General features: G+C 66.3%; 23 protein-coding genes. 7 read left to right on the forward strand and 16 right to left on the reverse strand.

What is annotated here, in order from left to right; all coding sequences use genetic code 11:
• Positions 1–39: 39 nt before the first annotated feature.
• A complete protein-coding gene (locus tag B5D37_RS05165; RefSeq protein WP_078757630.1) occupies positions 40–1,080 on the forward strand; it encodes a sensor histidine kinase in 1,041 nt (346 codons plus the stop codon).
• On the opposite strand, the gene ppnN is transcribed toward B5D37_RS05165, so the two are convergent.
• From ppnN to grxD, 5 genes are all read right to left on the reverse strand, one after another.
• Positions 1,062–2,444: a nucleotide 5'-monophosphate nucleosidase PpnN gene (ppnN, locus tag B5D37_RS05170; protein WP_078757631.1), complete on the reverse strand. Its 1,383-nt coding sequence runs from the start codon at positions 2,442–2,444 to the stop codon at positions 1,062–1,064. The genes B5D37_RS05165 and ppnN overlap by 19 nt on opposite strands.
• Positions 2,445–2,557: 113 nt before the next feature.
• Positions 2,558–5,761: a TonB-dependent receptor gene (locus B5D37_RS05175; RefSeq protein ID WP_078757632.1), complete on the reverse strand. Its 3,204-nt coding sequence runs from the start codon at positions 5,759–5,761 to the stop codon at positions 2,558–2,560.
• A 231-nt stretch (positions 5,762–5,992) separates the two neighbouring features.
• Positions 5,993–6,589: a YhgN family NAAT transporter gene (locus tag B5D37_RS05180; RefSeq protein WP_078757749.1), complete on the reverse strand. Its 597-nt coding sequence runs from the start codon at positions 6,587–6,589 to the stop codon at positions 5,993–5,995.
• A complete protein-coding gene (locus tag B5D37_RS05185) occupies positions 6,586–7,356 on the reverse strand; it encodes an SDR family NAD(P)-dependent oxidoreductase (protein WP_078757633.1) in 771 nt (256 codons plus the stop codon). Before B5D37_RS05185 ends, B5D37_RS05180 begins: the two co-directional genes overlap by 4 nt.
• The gene (grxD, locus tag B5D37_RS05190; protein WP_078757634.1) at positions 7,353–7,673 is read right to left on the reverse strand and encodes a Grx4 family monothiol glutaredoxin; all 321 of its coding nucleotides are present in this window, start codon (positions 7,671–7,673) and stop codon (positions 7,353–7,355) included. Before grxD ends, B5D37_RS05185 begins: the two co-directional genes overlap by 4 nt.
• A gap of 104 nt (positions 7,674–7,777) precedes the next feature.
• Between grxD and B5D37_RS05195 the strand changes: the two genes are divergently transcribed.
• Positions 7,778–8,356 carry a superoxide dismutase gene (locus B5D37_RS05195; RefSeq protein WP_078757635.1) on the forward strand — a complete coding sequence of 193 codons (579 nt, stop codon included), beginning with the start codon at positions 7,778–7,780 and terminating at the stop codon, positions 8,354–8,356.
• Between the two features lie 57 nt (positions 8,357–8,413).
• Here B5D37_RS05195 and B5D37_RS05200 read toward each other — a convergent pair whose 3' ends face one another.
• A complete protein-coding gene (locus B5D37_RS05200) occupies positions 8,414–9,559 on the reverse strand; it encodes a 5-(carboxyamino)imidazole ribonucleotide synthase (RefSeq protein WP_078757636.1) in 1,146 nt (381 codons plus the stop codon).
• Positions 9,556–10,059: a 5-(carboxyamino)imidazole ribonucleotide mutase gene (gene purE / locus B5D37_RS05205; protein WP_078757637.1), complete on the reverse strand. Its 504-nt coding sequence runs from the start codon at positions 10,057–10,059 to the stop codon at positions 9,556–9,558. The genes B5D37_RS05200 and purE overlap by 4 nt, the downstream gene beginning before the upstream one ends.
• 60 nt (positions 10,060–10,119) lie before the next feature.
• Between purE and B5D37_RS05210 the strand changes: the two genes are divergently transcribed.
• Together B5D37_RS05210 and nadC are read left to right on the forward strand one after the other, a co-directional pair.
• Complete coding sequence (locus tag B5D37_RS05210) at positions 10,120–10,389, forward strand: Trm112 family protein (protein WP_078757638.1); 270 nt, start codon at positions 10,120–10,122, stop codon at positions 10,387–10,389.
• Positions 10,386–11,255, forward strand: a complete 870-nt coding sequence (nadC, locus tag B5D37_RS05215) for a carboxylating nicotinate-nucleotide diphosphorylase (protein WP_078757639.1) — start codon at positions 10,386–10,388, stop codon at positions 11,253–11,255. Before B5D37_RS05210 ends, nadC begins: the two co-directional genes overlap by 4 nt.
• A 2-nt stretch (positions 11,256–11,257) precedes the next feature.
• Here the strand turns inward: nadC and B5D37_RS05220 are convergent, their stop codons facing one another.
• Positions 11,258–12,034, reverse strand: coding sequence for an FHA domain-containing protein (locus B5D37_RS05220; protein ID WP_078757640.1), 777 nt, complete (start codon positions 12,032–12,034; stop codon positions 11,258–11,260).
• Positions 12,035–12,099: 65 nt separating this feature from the next.
• On the opposite strand from B5D37_RS05220, the gene B5D37_RS05225 reads away from it, so the two are divergent.
• On the forward strand, positions 12,100–12,420 hold the full coding sequence (locus B5D37_RS05225; protein WP_078757750.1) for a DUF3301 domain-containing protein: 321 nt from the start codon (positions 12,100–12,102) through the stop codon (positions 12,418–12,420).
• Positions 12,421–12,435: 15 nt separating this feature from the next.
• Here B5D37_RS05225 and B5D37_RS05230 read toward each other — a convergent pair whose 3' ends face one another.
• From B5D37_RS05230 to B5D37_RS05255, 6 genes are all read right to left on the reverse strand, one after another.
• Entirely contained in the window at positions 12,436–12,936 is a 501-nt protein-coding gene (locus B5D37_RS05230; RefSeq protein WP_078757641.1) for a ClpXP protease specificity-enhancing factor, read from the reverse strand.
• A 35-nt stretch (positions 12,937–12,971) separates the two neighbouring features.
• Complete coding sequence (locus tag B5D37_RS05235; RefSeq protein ID WP_078757642.1) at positions 12,972–13,607, reverse strand: glutathione S-transferase N-terminal domain-containing protein; 636 nt, start codon at positions 13,605–13,607, stop codon at positions 12,972–12,974.
• 165 nt (positions 13,608–13,772) lie between these two features.
• Complete coding sequence (locus B5D37_RS05240; RefSeq protein ID WP_078757643.1) at positions 13,773–14,543, reverse strand: cytochrome c1; 771 nt, start codon at positions 14,541–14,543, stop codon at positions 13,773–13,775.
• Positions 14,536–15,795: a cytochrome b gene (locus B5D37_RS05245; RefSeq protein ID WP_078757644.1), complete on the reverse strand. Its 1,260-nt coding sequence runs from the start codon at positions 15,793–15,795 to the stop codon at positions 14,536–14,538. Before B5D37_RS05245 ends, B5D37_RS05240 begins: the two co-directional genes overlap by 8 nt.
• A 3-nt stretch (positions 15,796–15,798) precedes the next feature.
• Entirely contained in the window at positions 15,799–16,431 is a 633-nt protein-coding gene (gene petA, locus B5D37_RS05250; protein ID WP_078757645.1) for a ubiquinol-cytochrome c reductase iron-sulfur subunit, read from the reverse strand.
• Between the two features lie 137 nt (positions 16,432–16,568).
• Positions 16,569–17,483 (reverse strand): lytic transglycosylase domain-containing protein, encoded by a 915-nt coding sequence (locus B5D37_RS05255; protein WP_078757646.1) that lies wholly within the window; start codon positions 17,481–17,483, stop codon positions 16,569–16,571.
• Between the two features lie 162 nt (positions 17,484–17,645).
• Here B5D37_RS05255 and miaB point away from each other — a divergent pair, with 162 nt between their 5' ends.
• Both miaB and B5D37_RS05265 read left to right on the forward strand, forming a co-directional pair.
• Positions 17,646–19,025 (forward strand): tRNA (N6-isopentenyl adenosine(37)-C2)-methylthiotransferase MiaB, encoded by a 1,380-nt coding sequence (gene miaB, locus B5D37_RS05260; RefSeq protein WP_078757647.1) that lies wholly within the window; start codon positions 17,646–17,648, stop codon positions 19,023–19,025.
• Positions 19,026–19,049: 24 nt separating this feature from the next.
• Complete coding sequence (locus B5D37_RS05265) at positions 19,050–19,256, forward strand: hypothetical protein (RefSeq protein ID WP_078757648.1); 207 nt, start codon at positions 19,050–19,052, stop codon at positions 19,254–19,256.
• A 58-nt stretch (positions 19,257–19,314) separates the two neighbouring features.
• Here the strand turns inward: B5D37_RS05265 and B5D37_RS05270 are convergent, their stop codons facing one another.
• Both B5D37_RS05270 and B5D37_RS05275 read right to left on the reverse strand, forming a co-directional pair.
• The gene (locus B5D37_RS05270; RefSeq protein ID WP_078757649.1) at positions 19,315–21,039 is read right to left on the reverse strand and encodes a carbohydrate binding domain-containing protein; all 1,725 of its coding nucleotides are present in this window, start codon (positions 21,037–21,039) and stop codon (positions 19,315–19,317) included.
• Between the two features lie 138 nt (positions 21,040–21,177).
• The gene (locus tag B5D37_RS05275; protein WP_143814154.1) at positions 21,178–21,924 is read right to left on the reverse strand and encodes a hypothetical protein; all 747 of its coding nucleotides are present in this window, start codon (positions 21,922–21,924) and stop codon (positions 21,178–21,180) included.
• Between the last annotated feature and the right edge of the window lie 100 nt (positions 21,925–22,024).

Genomic DNA, 22,024 nt, shown 5'->3' on the forward strand with positions numbered 1-22,024 from the left:
GAGGGCATCATGGTGATCCACTCGCCAACGCCGTGCCGGATGCACAATTCCGAGAGGTCACCGCTCCCCCTTGATGCCCTGTGGCAGGCACGGGCAATCCTTTGGGCGATGCTTGCCGGCGAGTGCCTTGCGCTCGTCCTGGCGCTGGCCCCGGGGACGACGGGCGACCGCTGGATGGTGTTCGGACTCGGGTCGCTCGCCATCCAATGGGTCTCGCTGCTCACCCTCGGCGCCCTCTACCTGCTGCGGAATCAGCTCGACCGCCTCCCGCGCCAGAATGTCGGGTGGCTGGCCATCCTCCTCCTGCTCTCCAACGCCTGGCTGGTCGTGGGAGCCGCACGGTTGTTGTCCGGAGCCGCGTGGCCGATGCAGTCTGCTGAGTGGGGAGAATTGCTGCTGAGGGTGACCGGCATCGTTCTGGCGGTGGGCCTGCTGGGCCTGGCGGCCCTCCACAACCACTGGCGTGGCCGGATGCATGCGGTCAGGGCGAAGCAGGCAGAACTGCAGGCACTGCAGGCCCGCATCCGCCCTCACTTCCTGTTCAATACCCTCAACACCGGTGCAGCGCTGGTCCACCAGCGCCCCGGGGAAGCCGAGCGCCTGCTCCTGGACCTCGCCGACCTGTTCCGCGCCGCCCTGGCCGGGCCGCGCGAGATTCCCTTGGCGGAGGAACTGGCGCTCGCCCAGCGCTACCTGGAGATCGAGGCGCTGCGCTTCGGCGACCGGCTGGTGGTGCGCTGGGAATTGCCGAAGGACCTGCCCGATGTCAGAGTTCCATCGCTTTCGATCCAGCCGCTGGTTGAAAACGCCATACGCCACGGCGTCGAACGCATGGCCCACGGGGATATCGAGGTCACGGTTTCCACCACACCGGACATCGTGCTGGTACGCATCAGCAACCCGTTGCCCGAAGACGAACACGGCGTTTCGCACGGGCACCAGATCGGGCTGAACGCGTCGCAGGTGCGAATCCACGCACTCACCGGCGGGCGTGGCCGCGTCCACACCGGAATCAGCGACGGCCGCTACATCGCCACCGTCCGCCTACCGATCGAAACCGGTCAGGCCACCACGCGGTAGCAGGGCTTGTAGTCGCCGGCGATCTTCATGCGCCGCTGCTCCACGAAGGCACGCAGCAGCGCGTCCAGCGAAGCCATCATGTCCGGGTCCCCGTGGATCTCGAACGGACCGCGCTCCTCGATCCGGCGCAGGCCCTCTTCCTTGACGTTGCCGGCGACGATGCCGGAGAAGGCGCGGCGCAGATCGGCGGCCAGCTCGTGGGCAAGCCGCCCCTGGTGCAGGTCGAGACCCGCCATGGCCTCGTGCGTGGGATCGAAGGGACGCTGGAACTCCAGCGGAATGTTGATCGACCAGTTGAAGAAGAACGAGTCGCGTTGCGCGATGCGGTGTCCACGGACCTTGCGGATGCCGTCCGCCATCAGCCGCGCGGCTTCGACCGGGTCGCCGATGACGATCTCGTAGCGCTCCGCGGCACCGTCGCCCAGGGTCAGGCGGATGAAGCGGTCGATCTGCTCGAAGTAGGGTGCGGCGGACGTCGGCCCGGTCAGCACCAGGGGGAACGGAACGCCACGGTTCTCCTCGCGCAGCAGGATGCCCAGCAGATAAAGGATCTCCTCTGCGGTGCCCACGCCACCCGGGAACACGATGATCCCGTGGCCAAGCCGTACGAAGGCTTCAAGGCGCTTCTCGATGTCCGGCATGATCACCAGGTGGTTGACGATCGGATTCGGCGACTCGGCCGCGATGATGCCCGGCTCGGTCACGCCGATGTAGCGCATGCGGCGCTTGCGCTGCTTGGCATGGGCGATGGTGGCGCCCTTCATCGGCCCCTTCATCGCGCCCGGTCCGCACCCGGTGCAGATATCGAGGCCGCGCAACCCGAGCTCGTAGCCGACCTCCTTGGTGTAGAGGTATTCCTCGCGGTTGATCGAATGGCCGCCCCAGCAGACCACCAGGTTCGGCTCGACCGGCTCGAGCACTCGGGCATTGCGCAGCAGCCCGAACACGGAGTCGGTGATGCCTTCGCTGCTGGACAGGTCACGGGAGCCGCCCTCCCCCAGCTCGATGGCACGGTAGGCGAGGTCGCGCACGACGGCCGCAAGCAGCTCAGCCACGCCGCGGATGATCTCGCCATCGACAAAGGCCATTGCTGGAGCGTGATGCAGATCGATGCGCACGCCGCGATCCTGCTGGTGCACCTGGATATCGAAGTCCGGATACAGCTCCTGCGCGGCCCGGGGATCGTCCGAGGCGCTGCCACTGGTCAGGACCGCGAGCGCGCACCGGCGCAGGAGGTCGTGCATGCCACCGGCGGATGCATCTGCAAGCTCTGCGACTTCGGCGCGCGACAGGATGTCCAGGCCGCCGCGGGGGTGGATGCTGGCATCGACCGTGGGGAGCCGGGCGTTGGAAGGAGCGTTCATCTGGAGGGTGTTCCTGTCATTGTCCGTTTCAGCCGATCGACTTTAGAGGGCTTGCGGGCAAAAGAAAACGGCCGGGTCGCCCCGGCCGTTTCCGTGTTGCGGCGTAACGTGGATCAGAACTCGTAACGCAGGGTCAGCAGCACCGACCAGCGCGAGACCAGGCGCGAAGGATTGCGCGAGTCGGCATCGTAGGTGTTGAGCTCCTGCCAGGACGGGTTATCGTCCGTGCCCAGATTGTAGACATAGCTGCCGTCGGCGTTGATCCCGCCCAGGCGCGCCAGGTAGCGGGTGTCGAAGCCGTCAATCTGCTTGGTCAGTCCCCAGTCCTTGTTGAGCATATTGAGGAAGTTGTAGATGTCCAGGCGGATGATCGACTTGTGGTCGGCGGAGAAGCCCGGAAGCTCCTGCTGGATGCCCAGATCGAGCTGGTTGACCCACGGCATGTTGTCGGCATTGCGACCGGCGATCTGGCCACGCTGCCCCTGCAGGTGCGGATTGTTCGCGATGAACTCGTGGAACGCCGCGATCTGATCCGGCGTCGCCGAGCCGTAGCTCACGTTCGGGTCGTTGACCAGCGGAATGTATGCCGGATCCTGGAAGATGCCGTCGCCATTCAGGTCGCCGTCGACCAGCCACGTGTACGGAAGTCCATCACGACCGTTGTAGTAGGCGGTGATGCTGGTCTTGTAGTCGCCGAAGAACGCGCGCTCCCAGCCCAGCGAAGCCTTGATCGAGTTCTCGATGGCACGGCTGGCCGGGGTAGCGATCTCCTGGTTCGGATTGACGCGGGAGACGTACTGGTAGCTGGACCACGCCTGCGAGCTGGCGTCCGAACCCACTTCCTCGGCATCCGTATAGGTATAGCTGAGGCTGCCGAACCAGTTGTTGGACATCGGCTTGTTCAGCGAGAAGGTCACCGAGTTCGAGAAGCCCTCGTCGGTGTTGCCCAGCACGGTGGACTGGTTGCTGAAGCCAGGGTTGCGGCCGCAGTTCTTGTTCGAGCTCGAGGTCGAACCGCCGATGTCGCACCAGTAGCTGAGGCGACCGTCGGCCATCACGCCAGTCGGCGCATCGTAATAGCCGGTAGCCGGGTTGTACGCACCGATGTTGATCGCCTGGTAGAAAGCGGCATCACGCGCGCGGATGGACTGCAGCTCGACCGAACCCACCAGTCCGTACCACGGCAGCTCGCGGTCGTAACCCAGGCTGGCCTTCCAAACGGTTGGCAGCTTGAAGTCGGGATCGATGGTGTCGATCGCGAAACCACGGCCGCCATCGGGCACGTTCTGGTTGTACGGGTCCGGGCTGAACGGGGTCTCCGCCGGATCATCCGACTGGTAGGACAGCAGGGTCACGCCGTTGTTCTGGTACGGGTTGCCCAGCCACACGAACGGCGGCACGCTCTGGAACGCACCGATACCGCCGCGCAGCTGCGAGTAACGCTCGGTGTCGAAGCTGTAGTTGAACGATACGCGCGGCAGGATGACGCGGTTGTCGGAGCCCAGCTTGTAGGCGTTCGAGTACCCAAAAGCTTCTTCGAAGCCGGGTGCTTCTTCCGGCGCCTCGTCGGCCTTGGGGATGTTGACGCGCACGCCGTAGGTCAGCGACAGCTGGTCGTTGACCTGCCAGGTGTCCTGCAGGAACGGGCTGATCTGGGTGTAGACCAGCGCTGCGGCGATGTCATCGACCTCGTATCCCGGGGCCGGCGTGCGCAGGTCATAGCGGTAGTAGTTGCCGTTCTCGAAATCCTCGACGCTGGCGAACCGGTAAGAGCCGTGGAGGTCGCGGCCGTACAGGTTGAAGACGTCGTGGCGCAGGTAGTCCAGACCACCCTTGATGACATGGTCACCAGCGTAATAGGTGCCGGAGATGGTCGCGGCCAAGCGCTCGGTGTTGATCTGGTTCTCGTGGCGATTGTTGTCTTCGCCGATGAAGATCGAGCCGCCGTTGGCGGTCTCCACTTCCACTTCCGGCTGGTTGACGGCGTTGCCGTTGACCTGGTCGAAGGTCTGGTGGCTGAGCTTCACCTCGGTGGAGAAGTCCATGGTCCAGTCACTGAACAACTGCAGCGAGGTGTTCTTGGTGATGTTGTCGATGTCGTACCAGTGGCTGGTCAGCACGACGTTTTCGGCGAAATCATCGTACGGCGACGGACGGAATTCCTCGGTCTGCTGGTAGGTCAGGCTGGCGCGGTGGTTGTCGTTGATGTTCCAGTCAATCTTGCCGAGGTACCGCTTGTTGTCGAGGTTGACGCCAGTTGCGCCATACTGGCCAGGCTGCAGGCCCAGCTCATTGGCGATGCGGATCGCCTCCTGGACCTCGGTGGTGGTGACGTTGCCGTTTGCAACGCCGTCGGAAGAAGACTCTCCACCGAAGTTCTTGATGGTCTGCTCTTCATACGAGACGAAGAAGAACAGCTTGTCCTTGACGAGCGGCCCGCCAATCGTGGCACCGGCGGTGGTGTCGGTATCGAACAGCGCGTAATCCTCGCCGTCGCGGTCGCCGACCATGTTCTCGGCGTCCTTGTAGACGTAGTACGCAGAGCCGTGGAACTCGTTGGTACCGGACTTGGTGACGGCGTTGATGGTCGCGCCGACAGTGTCGGAGGCGACGTCGTAGTCGGACACCTTCAGGTCGTAGGCGGCAATGGTGTCGACCGAGATCGGCGAGCCGGTGTAGGGCATGCCGTTGGCGTTGAGGCCGAACGGGTCGCCCTGCGACAGGCCATCGACGGAGATGGTGTTGAAGCGGTTGTTCACGCCCGCGACCGAGATCGCGCCGGATGCCTGGTCGGTGACCTGGATGCGCGGATCAAGACGGGCGATGTCGTCGACGGAACGGCTGCTCTGCGGCGCCAGTTCCAGCTGACGGCCGGCAACCGAGGTGCCAACGCCCTTGTTGTCCGGATTGAAGGTCGCTACCAGGCGCGTGCCGGTGACGGCAACCGTTCCGAGGGTGGTTGCGTCGCCCGTCTGCAGCTGGGCATCGACGTTGCTGACCTGGTTGAGCGCCAGGTAGACACCCTCTTCCGTATCGGTACCCGCGCCTTCCTTCGTCACGGTAATGGAGTACGGGCCACCCACGCGCAGGCCGCGCGCGTTGTAGCGACCCTCGGCATCCGTCACCGCACGGCTGACCGTACCCGATTCGGTGTGGACGATGGTCACCTCTGCACCGGCGACGGGCTGGCCGTCGGACCCGACGACCTGGCCACCCACACCGGCGGAGGTGTTCTGGGCGAACGCGGGAGCAGTGGCGAGAGCGACGAGCAGACCGAGCGTGAGCCTGGACATGCGGGCGCGGCTGGGGTGATTCATGGCGAAGGGCCTCGGGATTGGAATGGCACTGATCCCGGGGCAAGCCTGCAGCCGGCCACCGGGCACGTCGGACACGACAAACCGGCGCCTGACGCCGGTTAACGTGAGTTTAACACGACGCAATACTAATGCGGATGGTTGACGGATTTGTTACAGCTGAGGCCTTGTCCGACCCCGCCGCCGTTAGCATCCGTCCAGTCCGGGGTCGCTATCGCGACAATCCGGTGACAGTCAGGCAGGCGCCAGCTGCAGGTAGCTCGCCAGCCCGTCCATGAACATCTGGACCGAAATCGCCACAAGCAACATGCCCATCAGCCGCTCCACCGCAGTCAGGGCCCGGCGGCCCAGCCACTTGTAGAGGATCGTGGCCGAAAACAGGATCGCCGCGGTGGCCCCCCAGGCGATCAACAGGGCGATGCTCCACTCCCCCAGCCGGTTCGGCTCGTTGCTGCCCATCAGCATCACTGCCGCCATTCCGGAGGGACCTGCCACCAGCGGGATCGCCATGGGGACGATGAATGGTTCACCGTCGGGGATCTCGCCCATCAGGCCTTCCGGAGGCGGGAAGATCATCCTGATCCCGATCAGGAACAGGACAATGCCGCCCGCAATCGAGACCGACTCCTGGCGCAGGTGCATGACTTCCAGTGCGTACTTCCCCCCCCACAGGAACGCCATTAGCACGCCCAGGGCGATCAGCAGTTCCCGGGCGAGCACGATCCGCTGGCGCTCAGGGGGGAGCGTACGCAGCAGGCTGAGGAAGATCGGGATGTTCCCCAGCGGGTCCAGGATCAGGAACAGCAGCAGCGCGGCCGAGGCGATTGTCACCTCCATGCGTCACCCGCCCCGGGCATCCAGACCTGCCCACGATGTGCCGCGCCCGCAGGGGACAGCAACTCGACGCAGGCGGCCCCGAACTCTTCCGGCGAGCGCGCCGTCGGATCCGCATCATCGGCGTAAGCCCGCGCGCGCAGTGCCGTCCGCATCGGCCCCGGACACAGGCCGGCGATGCGGACCGGCGAATTGGCCAGCTCGGCGTGCAGCATGCGCACCAGCCCGGCGAGCCCGTGGTGGGAGATGCCGTATCCGCCCCAGAAGGGCTTGCCGACGCGTGCCAGGTCGTCGACGGCGAACACCACGGAAGCGTCCGCGGCCTTCGACAGCAACGGCAGGCACGCCTGGGTCAGCCACCACGGCGCCGTCAGGTTGACGTGGATCGCGCGCGCGAAGGCCCCCGGGTCGGTGTGCATCAACGGCGTCAGGCCGCGGAACTCGGCCACGCAGTGCATCAGGCCATCGAGCCGGCCGAGTTCGGACTCGATACTGGCCGGCACCTGGGCGTGATCATCCGGCGTCGCACCCTCCAGATCCATCGGGTACAGAAGAGGCTCGAGGCCCTCGGCGGCCACCGCGTCGTACACCCGGTTCAAGCGCGGCACCTTGCGCCCCAGCAGCACCACGCGCGCTCCTGCACGGGCGCACGCAAGGGCCGCAGCGTTGCCGAGGCCGCCGCTCGCACCCGTGACCAGGACCACCCGCCCTGCCAGCGCTCCCGGGGAGCCGGCCACTGCATCGTTCGCCGGAGGGGCGTTCACTGCGCCTGCGTTTCGCTGACGATACGCGCCAGCTCACCGGAATCGAACAGCTCCATGGTGATATCGCAACCCCCGATCAGCTCGCCGTTGATGAACAACTGCGGGAAGGTCGGCCAGTTCGAGTACCGCGGCAGGTTCGCCCGGACCTCGGGATCCTCCAGCACGTTCACCGTGTGCACGGGGTCGGCGCCGGCGCTCTTGAGGGCCTGCACGGCGCGGCTGGAAAAGCCGCACATCGGGAACTGCGCCGTTCCCTTCATGAACAATACGATCGGGTGGTTGTCCACCTCGGACTGGATCCGCTCGATCACGGACATTGCACAGCTCCTGGGATTGCGTGTCCCGGCCGCTACACAGCCGGTGAACCTGACGGGGGATACAATGGGGATTGTAATCGAGCCAGCCCATCAAGGAGTCCGCCATGGCCATAGAACTGCCTCCCCTCCCCTACGACCGCACCGCGCTGGAGCCGCACATCTCCGCCGAGACCCTCGACTACCACCACGGCAAGCACCACAAGGCCTACGTCGACAATCTCAACAAGATGATCGAGGGCACCGAGTTCGCCGACATGCCGCTGGTGGACATCATCCGGAAGTCGCAGGGCGGCATGTTCAACAATGCGGCACAGGTCTGGAACCACACCTTCTTCTGGAACTGCATGGCGCCCAACGGCGGCGGCGAACCGACCGGCAAGGTGCTCGAAGGCATCAACGCAGCGTTTGGCGACTTTGCCAAGTTCAAGGAACAGTTCACCGAAACGGCGGTCAAGACCTTCGGCTCCGGTTGGGCCTGGCTCGTCCAGCGGCCCGACGGCGCATTGGCGCTGGTGAGCACTTCCAATGCCAACACGCCGCTGACCGGCGAAGACACGCCGCTGCTCACCTGTGATGTCTGGGAGCACGCGTACTACATCGACTACCGCAATGCGCGGCCGAAGTACGTCGAATCGTTCTGGAACCTGGTCAATTGGGAATTCGTCGCTTCCAACATGAAGTGACCTGACCGTCCGGTCCCGTAGAAACGGCCGGCACTGCCGGCCGTTTCCGTGTGCGGATCACGCTCCGCGCAGGCGCGCCACTACCGGATCGACCTGGCCGCCCCGTCCCAGCGCCCGTCCCGTCGACTCCAGAGCCGCCACCAGTCCCTCCGGCGTCGGGGCGCGCAGCGTGGCGTGGCCAACCTTCCGGCCGGGCCGGGAGGTCTTGCCGTAGTCGTGCCAGTGCCCGCCCGCCTGCGCCAGCAACATCGCCGGATCCGGCATCTCGCCGATCCAGTTGAGCATGCAGGCATGCCCGACCATGCGCGTGTCGCCCAGCGGCAGGCCGAGGACCGCGCGCAGGTGGTTCTCGAACTGGCTCGTTTCGCTGCCCTCGATGGTCCAGTGACCCGAGTTGTGCACGCGCGGCGCCAGCTCATTGGCCAACAACCCGCCGTCCCGACAGAACAGCTCGAGCGCGAAGACCCCGACGTAGTCCATGGCCTCGGCCAGCCGGCGCGCGTGCTCGATGGCGGTGCGGGCAAGTCCCCCTTCCACCGCCGCCGGTGCCAGGCTGGCCGACAACACACCGTCGACGTGCCAGTTCTCGGTCAGTGGCCAGGCGACAAAGCCTCCGTCGCGCGCACGCGCGGCGACCACGCTCAACTCCCGCTCGAATGGAACGAAGGCTTCGAGGATCAATCCCACCGACGCCGCCTGCGGCCCCAGTGCTTCCCACGCGGCCTGCGCGTCCGCGGCGACCCGGATCCGGAACTGCCCCTTGCCGTCGTAGCCAAGCCGCCGCGTCTTCAGGATGGACGGCGCTCCGACTTCGGCGATGGCCGCCTCCAGCTCTTCACGACTGTCGACCGTGGCGAATGCGGGCACCGGAATGCCGAGATCGCGGAACAACGTCTTCTCGGCCAGCCGATCCTGGGCGATGGCCAAGGCACGCGGGTTCGGGAATACCGGCACCCGATCGGCCAGCCACCGTGCCGACTCCGCCGGGACGTTCTCGAAATCGAAAGTGGCCACGTCGACGCGTGAGGCGAACTCACCCAGCGCCTGTTCGTCCCGATAGTCGCCCACCACCATCGGCGCGAACTGTCCGGCGCAGGCTTCCGCCGAGGTGTCCATCACCAGGAACCGCAGCCCCAGCGGCGCGCCGGCCAGCGCCATCATGCGGGCCAGCTGCCCCCCGCCCAGGATCCCGACAGTGGTCATGTGCGCGGGTCGTCGTTGCTGGCGACATCGTCGGTCTGCTTCGCGCGGAAAGCAGCCAGCGAAGCACCGATGTCGTGATGGTCCGCCGCCAGCATCGCTGCGGCGAACAGCGCCGCATTGGCTGCCCCGGCGTTGCCGATCGCGAAGGTCGCCACCGGGATCCCGGCCGGCATCTGCACGATCGACAACAGCGAGTCCATACCGTTGAGGGCGCGGCTCTGTACCGGCACGCCAAGGACCGGCACCTGGGTCTTCGCCGCGAGCATGCCCGGCAGGTGCGCGGCGCCACCGGCACCAGCGATGATCGCGCGCAGGCCGCGACCGGCCGCGCCGGCCGCATATTCGAAGAGGACGTCGGGCGTACGGTGCGCCGATACCACCCGCACCTCGTGGGGCACGCCGAGCGCTTCCAGTCGTGCGGCAGCGTGCTGCATGGTCTCCCAATCCGAGCGGGAGCCCATCACGATGCCGACCAGCGGGGCCTGCGCGGTGTCTGTCATGGTTCGAGCCTGCGGCAAAACGGTATTCTACCCGCCGGCAAGCCAGAGGCCTCCACCCCCATGGATCGAAAACTGCTCGACCTGCTCGTCTGCCCCGCCACCCGCCAGCCGCTTTCGATCCTCGACAGGGCTGGCCTGGATGCCCTCAACGAAGCCATCGATGCCGGGACTGTCCTCCGGGCCGACGGCGGCCGGCAGGCTGGGCACCTCGGCGAGGCACTGGTGACGCGGGACCGCAAGCACGTCTACCGCATCGACGACGGCATTCCCGTACTCCTTGCCGAGGAGGCGATCGCGACCTCGCAGGTCGAGCGGTTCAGCCGGTCGTGAGCGACACCTTCGATCCACCGCTGCAGGCCGTTGTCGACGATGTGGCGCAGGCGCTGGCCGAGGACATCGGCATCGGGGACGCCACCGCCGCATTGCTCCCGGACGAGGCAGACGACGCCTACCTGCTGTGCAAGGAAGACGCGGTGGTCTGCGGACGGCCGTGGTTTGACGCCTGTCACCGCGCGCTCGACCCCGAGGTCGCGATTGAATGGCATGTCCGGGAAGGCCAGCGCGTCACTGCCGGCACGGTGCTGGCCACCCTCCACGGTCGCTCCCGCGCGCTGGTGAGCGCCGAGCGCGCCTCTCTCAACTTCATGCAGACCCTGTCGGCCACCGCCACTTCGACGGCGGCGCACGTGGACGCCGTGCAGGGGACGCGGGCGCGCATCCTGGACACGCGCAAGACCATCCCGGGCCTGCGCCAGGCACAGAAGTACGCGGTGCGGGTGGGCGGAGGCAGCAACCACCGCATGGGCCTCTACGACGCGGTCATGCTGAAGGAGAACCACATTCGCGCGGCGGGTTCATTGACCGCGGCGGCGGAGGCGGCCAGGGCCATGCACCCGGCGCTGCCCCTGATCGTCGAGGTGGAGTCGCTGGAGCAGTTGCGCGAGGCACTGGATGTCGGGTGCGACCGGATCCTCGTGGACGACTTCCCGGCGGCGATGCGGCGGCAGGCGGTGGCCATCACGGCCGCGCATGCCCGTCCGGTTCCGCTCGAAGTATCCGGTGGCGTGGATCTGACCGGCTTGCGGGCGATCGCGGAGGACGGGGTGGACTGCATCTCGATCGGGGCGCTGACCAAGCACGTGCGCGCGATCGACATGTCGCTCAAGCTCGGACCGGCACCGGTGGGGCCCGGCTGAAGTCAGGCAGACAGCCACCACGCCAGTGCGGACACCGCCGTTGCTGCACCCACCCACGCGACGGCAGGCAGCCGCCGCCACCCCCGACGCGGCGGGGGAGCCTCTTCCCGCTTCGGGCCGGCGGGGCCCGACAAGCGGAACCTGAGGGTGTCGAAGGACACTTCGTCGCCATCGCGCAGCTCCGCGCGCAGCACGCGTGAACCATTGACGTAGCTGCCGTTGGTCGAGCCCAGATCCTCCAGTTGCACACCCTCGGAGGTCGGGACCAGCCGCGCGTGCTTCCGCGACAGCCCCTCTTCATCCATCCGCAACCCACACTCCTCCGATCTCCCCACCACTACGGGGCCCAGCAGCGGGAAAGTACGCCCGGCGACGCTGCCGTCGACCCCACGCAACATGAAGCGTGGCAGCACCGCCCGGACCGCCGTGGCACCGGGGTCGTCATTGGCAGCGCTCCTCGTGCAGTCGTCGAGCACCGTCCGCCGCGCCGCAGCGTTGGCATCCAGCTCGACCAGCTTCGCCCGTACCTCGTGGAATGCAACGGTGTCACCCGGCCGCAAGGCCATCACGCCCTCCACCCGACGACCGTTGACGCTGACTTCGGTCCCTGCGCTCGCGGACAGCATCACACCCTGCCCCGTCACATGGAGCTGGCAGTGCTCGGGGCGCACGCCCGGTTGGTCAAGCACGATGCTGGCGCCAGGACCGGAGCCGATGCGATTGACGCCGGCACCCAGCAGGACCTGCGGATGCTCGCCATCGGGAAATACCAGTTTCATGAGTGCTTCCCCCTGAAAGCAGCCTGGCCATTGCGCGGGAAGACCCGTGCCTCCACATTATGCCGATGCCGACCCTCTTGATCGTGATGATTGTCGCAGCCGCCGGGTTCGCCTTCTGGAGCGCGGGACGGGCTGCCGCCGAGCGCGCCGAAGCGCTGGGACGCGAGGCGTGCCGCAGCGCCGGCGTGCAGTGGCTGGACCAGACCGTACATGCCATCGGGCTGCGGCCGGTCCGGCTGGAGAACGGCTGGCTAGGCTGGGAGCGCACGTTCCGGTTCGACTACTCCCGTGACGGCGAAGACCGCCACGCGGGTCGGCTGGTGCTGCGGGGGGACCGGCTGTTGTCGCTGACGGGCCCGCTGGCCACCGTCGACCGGCTCAAGTAAGGCGAGGCCGCCGAACTACTTGACGATGCGGAGATGCCCGCCGCGCCGGGGAGCCGGGTCATCCGGACCGTCGTCGTCGCCATCCGCATCGGTACCCGTGCCGTCGCCGTCGGAATCGGGTACCGCGCTCAGGTTCGGGCGATCGTCCTGGACGGCAGTGCCGTCGCGCTGCGCGCCTTCGTCGGGAATATCGTCGGGCAGTGCCATGCCCTGCCCGGTCTCCCTGGCGTAGATCGCCAGAACAGCGCCCACCGGAACATTCACCGACTGGCTGACCCCCCCGAACCGGGCGCTGAAGCTGATCATCTCGTTGGTCATCTCAAGCCCCGACACGGCCCGCTGCGCGACATTGAGAACGATCCTGCCCTCTTTCACCGCCTGCTGTGGAACCTGCACCCCCGGACGGGAGGCATCGACCAGCAGGTGGGGGGTCATGCCGTTGTCGGCGATCCATTCGTACAGCGCCCGCAACAGGTACGGGCGATGACTGGTCATCGGGCTTTCGTCTTCCATCATGCCTTCAGTCTAGACCAACGCTCCACGCGCCCCGGTCAGGCCGGGATATCGCGCAGCCGGCGCTCCTGCTCGGTGAGGCTCCGGGTGAAGCCGGGGTTGCGGAAGATGCGGTTGCCATAGTCCTCGATGGACTTCCCGTCCTTGGGCAACGGCACCCCGAGGGCCGGCAGACGCCAGATGATCGGCGCCATCGCGCAGTCGGCGAGGCTCATCTCGGAGTTGAGGAAGAACTTGTACGCCTTGAACAGCGGGACCGAAGCCGTCAGCAGCTCCTTCAGACGCTTGCGCCCCGCCTCCGCTTGGCTCTTGTTGCCGAGCTGGATGGCCTGGACCTGCGGGACCCAGTCATGCTCCAGCCTGAGCATCGCAAGCCTGAGGCGCGCGCGCGACAGCGGATCCACCGGCATCAGCGGGGGGTGCGGGTAGCGTTCGTCAAGATATTCGCTGACCACGCTGGCCGCATACAGGACGAGGTCACGCTCGACCAGCGTCGGCACCGAGTGGTACGGATTGAGATCGACCAGGTCCTCGGGCGGGTTCTGCGGGTCGACCGGGATGAGGTCGTAGGTGACGCCCTTGGCCGCCAGCACCAGCCGGACCCTGTGGCACAGCACGCAGTCGGTGGAAGAAAACAGTGTCAGGGCATTACGCATACGTGGACTCGCCGCCATGGTCGACCTCTCCCTGCGCCCGGAACCGCCGGTCGCAAAACGCCGTCCACCCAACGCAGACGGTCGTCACGGCCTCGAGCAGCGCCTCGCCGGGCGACGTTGCCGGCACCCTTGCGCAGACCCGGCCCACACCAGGGCCGGGCGTTGGCGGTCGAAACCGCCAGGCTACTTCACGTCGCGCCAATACTCGCTCTTCAACAGCCAGGCGAGGAAAGTGAACGCCGCAAGGAACAGGATGACCCACACGCCGATGCTCTGGCGTTTGAGGGCGGCCGGTTCACCGGCGTACTCGAGGAAAGCTGTGATGTCCCTGACCGACTGGTCGAAAACCTGCGGCTCCACATTGCCCGGATCGGTCACACGGAGTCCGACCACCGGGCGCTCCGCCGTGTCCGGATCGGGTGCGCCGAACTCGGCGTGCTGGAGCCCCTGCATCTCCCACAACGGGTTGGGCATGGAAACGTTCGGGAACAGCTGGTTGTTCCAGCCGAGCGGACGGGACTCGTCCAGGTAGAAGGACTTGAGATACGTGTAGATCCAGTCGCTGCCACGCACCCGGGAGATCAGCGACAGGTCCGGCGGCATCTTGCCGAACCACGCATCACCGTCTTCCTCACGCATAGATACGTGGATCTGTTCGCCGAACTTCGCCCCGGTGAAGTTGAGGTTGTCCATCACCTCTTCCTCGGTCAGGCCGAGATCCTCGGCCATCCGGGAGTAGCGAAGGTACTTCAGCGAGTGGCACCCGGCGCAGTAGTTCATGTACAGCTTGGCGCCGCGCTGCAGCGAAGCCTGGTCGGTCAGGTCGACGCCTGCCTGCTGCAGGTCGCCACCGGAGGCGGCCAGGGCGGAGGCCGAAACCAGCAGGCCGGCGGCGAAAGTGGCGAGCCTGGACAGCACGCGGCTGCGCGCGCGGAGGAGCTTGGACTTAGTCATGCATCGTCACCCGTTCCGGCACCGGCTTGGTCTTGTCGATCTTGGTCCACAGCGGCATCGTGATGAAGAAGGCGAAATAGAAGAAGGTCAGGAAGCGGCCGATGATCGTTTCCACCGGGTCCGTACCCGGGCCGGCACCGATCTTGCCCAGCCACACGAAGCAGACCACCAGCACGGCCAGCATGGCCTTGGTGATCCAGCCGCGGTAGCGGACCGAATGCACCTTGCTGCGATCCAGCCACGGCACCGCGAACAGGATCGCGATCGCACCGAACATCACCAGCACGCCACCAAGCTTGTCGGGGATCACGCGCAACATCGCGTAATAAGGCGTGTAGTACCAGACCGGCTTGATGTGCTCCGGCGTCACCAGGCGGTTGGCCTCGGTGAAGTTGTCGTGTTCCAGGAACCACCCGCCCAGCGCCGGCGCGAAGAAGATGATGAACGCGGCCAGCAGCAGGAAGAAGCCGACATACACCATGTCCTTCACGGTGTAGTACGGATGGAACGGGATGCCGTCGGCCGGGCCCGTCGGCGACCAGCGGTTGCCCTTCGGACCCTTCTTGATCTCCACGCCCTGCGGATTGTTGGAACCCACTTCGTGCAGAGCGCCCAGGTGCAGGACCACGAGCAGCAGCAGCACCAGCGGCATGGCGATCACGTGCAGCGCAAAGAAGCGGTTGAGCGTCGCGTCCCCGGGCAGGTAGTCACCCATGATCCACTCGGTCAACCCGTTGCCGATCACCGGGATCGCGCCGAACAGCGAAATGATCACCTTGGCGCCCCAGAACGACATCTGGCCCCAGGGCAGCACGTAGCCCATGAAGGCCTCGGCCATCAACACCAGGTAGATCAGCATGCCGAGGATCCACACCAGCTCGCGCGGCTTGCGGTAGGAGCCGTACATGATCCCGCGGAACATGTGGATGTAGACCACCACGAAGAACAGCGAAGCGCCGGTGGAGTGCATGTAGCGGATGAGCCAACCCCACTCCACGTCGCGCATGATGTACTCGACCGAGGCGAAGGCTTCCGCGGCGCTCGGCTTGTAGTGCATCGTGAGGAAGATGCCGGTCAGGATCTGGTTGACCAGGGCCACCAACGAAAGGACGCCGAAGATGTACCAGATGTTGAAGTTCTTCGGCGCGTAGTACTCGGACATGTGCTTGCGGTACATCGGCGCCAGCGCCGGTGCCCGCTCGTTGACCCAGTCCATCGCGCCCGTCGTGGCGCGTGTGAAGATGTTCGCCATGGCTTAAGCGACTCCCTGCGGATCGACGCCGATCACGATGGTGTTGTCGTCGACGTAGTGGTGCGGAGGCACGACCAGGTTGGTCGGCGCGGGGACGCCCTCGTAGACGCGGCCGGACATGTCGAACTTGGACTTGTGGCACGGGCAGAAGTAACCACCCTTCCAGTTCGCATCGAACGGCTCGGGCCGGATCTCGGCCTTCATCTCCGGCGAGCAGCCCAGGTGCGTACACAGCCCCACCAGCACCGACACTTCCGGCTTGATCGAGCGCAGCTCCGGGTTGCTGCCCAGCACGTAGGCGGGCTGCTGCTCCGGATTCTCGGACATTGGATCGCGCAGCTGGTCGTCCAGCGTCGGCAGAATCTGCAACGCCTGCTGGGACCTGCGCACGATCCAGATCGGCTGGCCACGCCACTCGTGGACCAGGCGCTGACCTTCTTCCAGGGCGCTGATGTCGACGGTGATCGGCGCGCCGGCCAGCTTCGCCCGCTCGCTGGGGCTCCACGACTTGATGAACGGCACGGCGACAAAGCCGGCGCCGACCGCGCCGACCACGGCGGTGGTCGCGGTCAGGAATCGACGGCGGCCCGTGTTGACGGGCTCGTGGTGAGGATCATTGACCCCTTGGTTGGCCATCCGGCACTCCGCAGAAAAGCTGTAATCGAAGTTTCACCACACAGACCGGCACGCTGGCGACGGCTGGCGGCTCAAAAGACGGGGAAGTGTAACGGAACGGTGAACGAACCGACAATCCGGATGCCTCCGCTCGTCCGCTACTGGGCGCTGCGATAGCGGTCCGCGAGGATGCCGACGCGCTCCACGTAGCGCTGGGTTTCGCTGAAGGGGGGCACGCCCTTGTACTTGTCGACGTTGCCTTCACCGGCGTTGTACCCGGCGGCGGCAAGGGTGAGGTTGCCGTCGAAGCGCTTCAGCAGCCACGCGAGGTACTCCACGCCGCCGTGGATGTTCTGCTTGGCGTCGAATGCATTGGTGACACCGAACCGCCTCGCCGTTGCCGGCATCAACTGCATCAGGCCCTGCGCCCCGACCCTGGACAGCGCGTTGGGGTTGAAGGCGGACTCTGCATGGACGATGGCACGCACTACCGCTTCGTCGACACCGTACTTGGCTGCGGCCGCTGCGATCTCCTCGCGGTAGGCGCTGGTATTGAGGCGCACGTTGGAGAAGTTGACGCCGGGCTTGGATCCGCAGGCGTAACAGGTCTCCAGGAAGCTGTAGCTGATGGTCCGGATTGGGGTGGCGCTGGCCGAGCGGGCCGGCCGCGAGCTGGTGTAGTGGCGCACGCCGTCCTTGATGTAGGAGTACACCTGCCCCTGGACCAGGCGGGAACCCGCACTGCCCGGGGCCACCGGCTTGATCGGGGCGGCGTTGGTCATGGCCGACCCCGCCGGCGCACTCCCGGAGGTGCTGATGATCGTCGGGGAGCCGGCACTGCTCGGGGCGGACACCACCCCACCCACTGCACCTTTGGGCGCGGGAGGCGATGCGGGCGTACTGGCAGGACCAGCCGAATATTGGCTGACCGCGCTGCACTTGGCGCCGGGCACCCGCTTGCTCACATAGCTGCGACTGCCGTCGGCACTGTCGCAGCGGTATATGGTGCCGCCCACCGCGGGTGCGGCAGCCAGCAGGCAGGCAAGTCCGAAGATTGCGATACCCCCCCTCATGGGCGCGAGTGTCCCCTATCCGGCTGCGGCTTGCCAAGTCCTGTGTGACGTAACGCGGCACCCCGTCACCATTCCCGCCCCGCCAGCCCAGCCGCTAGACTGCCGCCTGGAGACACCGCACCCCTCCGGCACGGATTAACCGCCGCCCCACCCGGACCCGATATGACCGACACCCTCGCACCACCCCCGCCCACGCGCGCTGGCGCCCGCGGCAAGCTGTTCATCCAGACCCACGGCTGCCAGATGAACGAGTACGATTCGGCGAAGATGGCCGACGTTCTGGCCGCCTCGGACGGGCTGGAACTGACCACGAACGTCGAAGAAGCCGACGTGATCCTGGTCAACACCTGTTCCATCCGCGAAAAAGCACAGGACAAGGTCTTCAGCCAGCTTGGCCGCTGGAAATCGCTCAAACAGGGCGGAAAGCCGGTGCTGATCGGCGTAGGTGGCTGCGTGGCGAGCCAGGAAGGCGCTGCCATCGTCAAGCGTGCGCCCTATGTCGATCTGGTGTTCGGCCCCCAGACCCTGCATCGCCTCCCGGAGCTGATCAGGGAAAGACGCGAGTCGGGCCAGCCGCAGGTCGACATCAGTTTCCCCGAGATCGAGAAATTCGACCGGCTCCCCGAGCCGCGCGCCGAAGGGCCCAGCGCGTTCGTGTCGATCATGGAGGGCTGCAGCAAGTACTGCAGCTTCTGCGTGGTGCCGTACACCCGCGGCGAAGAAGTGAGCCGGCCGTTCGAGGACGTGCTGGTGGAGGTGGCCCAACTGGCCGCTCAAGGCGTGCGGGAGATCAACCTGCTGGGACAGAACGTCAACGCCTACCGCGGGCCGATCGACGGCGAAAGCGTGGCCGACCTGGGCCTGCTGATCCGGACCATCGCGGAAATCGAAGGCATCGACCGGATCCGCTTCACCACTTCGCACCCATTGGAGTTCTCGGACTCGCTGGTGGAGGCCTACCGGGACGTGCCGGAGCTGGCGAACTACCTGCACCTGCCGGTGCAATCGGGTTCGGACCGGGTCCTGAGTGCGATGAAGCGCGGGTACACGGCGCTGGAATTCAAGCAGAAGATCCGCAAGCTGCGGGCGGTGCGTCCGGACATCTCGATCAGCTCCGACTTCATCGTCGGCTTTCCCGGTGAAACCGCGACCGACTTCGAGAAGACCATGAAGCTGATCGAGGACGTCGGCTTCGACCAGTCCTTCTCGTTCATCTATTCGCGCCGCCCCGGGACCCCCGCCGCCGATCTGGAGGACGAGGTCACCAGCGAGGAGAAGCACGCCCGGCTCTCCCGCCTGCAGACGACCATCAACGAGAACGCGCGGAAGATCAGCGACTCGATGGTCGGCAGCGTGCAGCGGGTGCTGGTGGAAGGTCCGTCGCGCAAGGATGCGAACGAGTTGACCGGCAAGACCGAGAACATGCGCTCGGTGAACTTCGCCGGCCACCCGCGGCTGGTCGGGCAGTTCGTGGATGTCGTAATCACCGAAGCGCTCAGCAACTCGCTGCGTGGTCGCGTAGCGGGCGTGGACTCCGCGTAGCCCTCTCCCGCCCGGAGGTGAGACTTGGCGCCCCCTGACAGCCTGCTACGACGCTGCGCCCTGGGCCTGTGGTTCTGCGCGATCTCGGCGCTCGGCCTGCTGAGGTTTTTCGCCTACCTGGCCGATGACACGGGCGCCGGGCCCGGCCATGTCGGCTGGACCTGGTTCGGCGGCAGCGTGGTCATGGCGGTGGTGGGCCTGGTGCTGCTGGTGCGCGCGCTCAGGGGCTGAGCCCCATGCAACGACGCCGGCACTGGGCCGGCGTCGCATGACACAAGAAGGTGCGAAGTCAGAACGGCACTACGCTGACGTCGTCCACCTGGAAGCCGACTCCCGCATCCGGTCCCATCACGTGCAGGGACACCGAGTGCAGGGTGCCGACCGGCTCGATCCGGAAGCTGCCCGAAAGTGCCGTCCAGCTCGTGCTGTCCGCGGCTGCCCAGGCAATGCGCTGCCAATCATGGCCACTGTCGTCGTGCACCAGTACCCACAGCGAAACGGGCTCGTTACGGCCGGTGACCTTCACCTGGGCGTCCGCACGATAATCGACGCCGGCCTCAAGCCCCACGAGTTCCTGCCTCACGTCGTCGTACCAGGCGGTGCGCTCGGACAACCGCAGGCTGCGGCTGCTGTCGAAGCCCTCCGCCGCCACGCCGATGCGCCCACCGTATGTCCGTGCCCAGGAAGTCGCGTTGCCGCTCTCGAAGTCGCCGTTGCGGACCAGGTTGCCCGAGGCATCGTCGTCACCGCCGACCGGGGCGACGCGCACGCTGTCGGCATAGAACGCGACGCCTGCGGCGGGTCCGTATACGAGCAGCCGCACGCGGCTCCCGGCGGGCACCTGGTGGGTGAAACGGCCATCGATCTCGGTCCAGCCGTTGGTCACCCCGAAGCGACCGAGGTCCACGTAGCTCTGCCCACCGTTGACCTCCAGCACCACCCGGGCGGTATCGCTGGACTTGCCCTGCAGCCGCATCCAGAGGCTGAAATCGTACTCGGCCCCCGTCTGCAGCTTTCCGGTGAGCTCCTGGGCGATCCCGGATGCATAGGAGCTGCGACTGGCGACGGCCACGCCCTGCTTGCCGCCGTGCCGCCGCTGGCTGCTGAGCGACAGGCTGCCACCGTGGACGCCGGCCCAGGCATCCAGGCTGCCCTCGAAACTGGGATTGGTTACCACGTTGCTCCCCTGCGGAGGCACCGGCAGCTCGGGGTCGGGCGTGGGATCGGGGTTGGGATCCGTTCGCGACGGCCGATAGTCGGGATACTGGTTGGCCATGAGTCCCAGCGAGCGTGCCGCATCGGCGGTGGATGCGTTGCCGCAGGCCGAACCGTTGCAGCTCTGGCGCGGATTCGAAAAGCGATAGACGTAGTTGGTGTTGAACAGGTACGCGTACGCCATCAGGGTGGCGAATGAGTAGTCCACTCCGTAGCCCATGCCATAGGTGTGGTGGCCGCCGGAGGTGTCACCCTGCCTGCGGCTGTGCATCAGCCCCATGTTGTGGCCCAGCTCATGGGTGAAGGTGAGGTAGCCGCAATCGATCGCGGAGCTGCTATAGGCCATGTTCTTGGACTGCGGGGTGATCACCCCGCCGCTGCTCTGTCCAAGCCAGCCGACCCCGCACAGGCCGCCGGGCGCCATGTTGAGCAGCCCGACGAAGTCGGCACCATGGTCGTCCCGCAGTGCATGGATCGCGTTGTCGTAATACGTGATCTGGTTCAGCGCGGTATTGCCGGTATAGCGGTAGCTGGAATTGTTGCTCTGCACGCTGTGGACCAACCGAAGGCGGATGTCCACGTCACTGGTCTGGTAGGCCTGGTTCGACTGCGCGATGTACTGGTTGAGCCGGGTTTCGATGTTGCCGCCGTACTGGGCCGCTTCGGGGGTGTAGACGTACATGATGTCGACGACGTTTTCGGCAGCCGCGGTGCCGGCAAGTACGGTGCCGACCAGTGCCAGCGCGAGTACCGCCGGTCGACGGGAGCCACGGCGGGCGGTCGGGCAAGGGATGTCCATATCGGTTGATCCTTCGGTTTCGGGGGAGGAATGGCCGGCCGCGAAGCCGGCGCGGAGAGACACCGCCGGGTTTGCCGGCGGCTGGGAGAAGACATACGACGCGGCGCGGCGAGGCGCCACGCAGCGGCGCTGGCCCGGTCAGTAGCCGCCTGGCGGCGCAGCCGAATCAGCGGGGTCGGGCACCAGCACGTCAGGCTGGTCGAAGTCCTGGTGGCGACGCAGGGTATTGACGTTGGCGATCCAGCCCATCCGTCCTTCGGCTTCCAGGCTGTAGGTGCCGCTGCTGGTGCTGATGTTGCCGAAGCTGGAATCCGCACCCTGGGTAAAGACCGCCGGCAGGGAATCCCCATCGACATCAAGCACGTGGCCGAACCATGACTTGTCCCCGTTTGGATGGACCTGGACATCGTCGACCCGGATGGTATGGATCTTGCCGTCGTCCGGGGTACGCAGCGTCAGCCGGGAGCCCACCGCGAGGTCAGACAGCGCGCGCCGGTTGAACTCCACGTAGGTGCGGTCATCGACGCCGAAAGGCAGCTTCCCGGCGAAGTGCGCCTTCACCTCTGGATCGGGGACATAGAGGGTATCCGGAGCCAGCCCGGTGGCATACTCCGGCGGATCGACCGGATCCACCGGTGGCAGCCCTTCGGGAATCGGCGGCGCGCCTGCACCTGGAGCAGTGGCATCCGTGGTTCCGCCGTTCGCGCGGGAGCGGCTCCCACTCGAGCCAACCTCGCTCGCGACGGGATCGCCAGCATCACGCGGTCTCTCGGTATCGGGTGCATCGGGAATATGCGCGGGGGCCCTGACGAAAAAGGCACCGGCGGCAACGATGGAAACGGTCGCGACGACGAAGGCGCCCCTGCGCCAATTGGAATGCGTCATGCAGGTCTTGCTCCCTGTATCCGGTCCGTGGACAACGTACAACTCCGAGGCCCCATTCTAGGGGCCGCGTCCAGGGCGGACGTTTGACCGACGTCCCGGT

The organism is Lysobacter spongiicola DSM 21749, assembly GCF_900167055.1.
In the GTDB taxonomy this organism is placed as follows: Bacteria; Pseudomonadota; Gammaproteobacteria; order Xanthomonadales; family Xanthomonadaceae; genus Novilysobacter; species Novilysobacter spongiicola.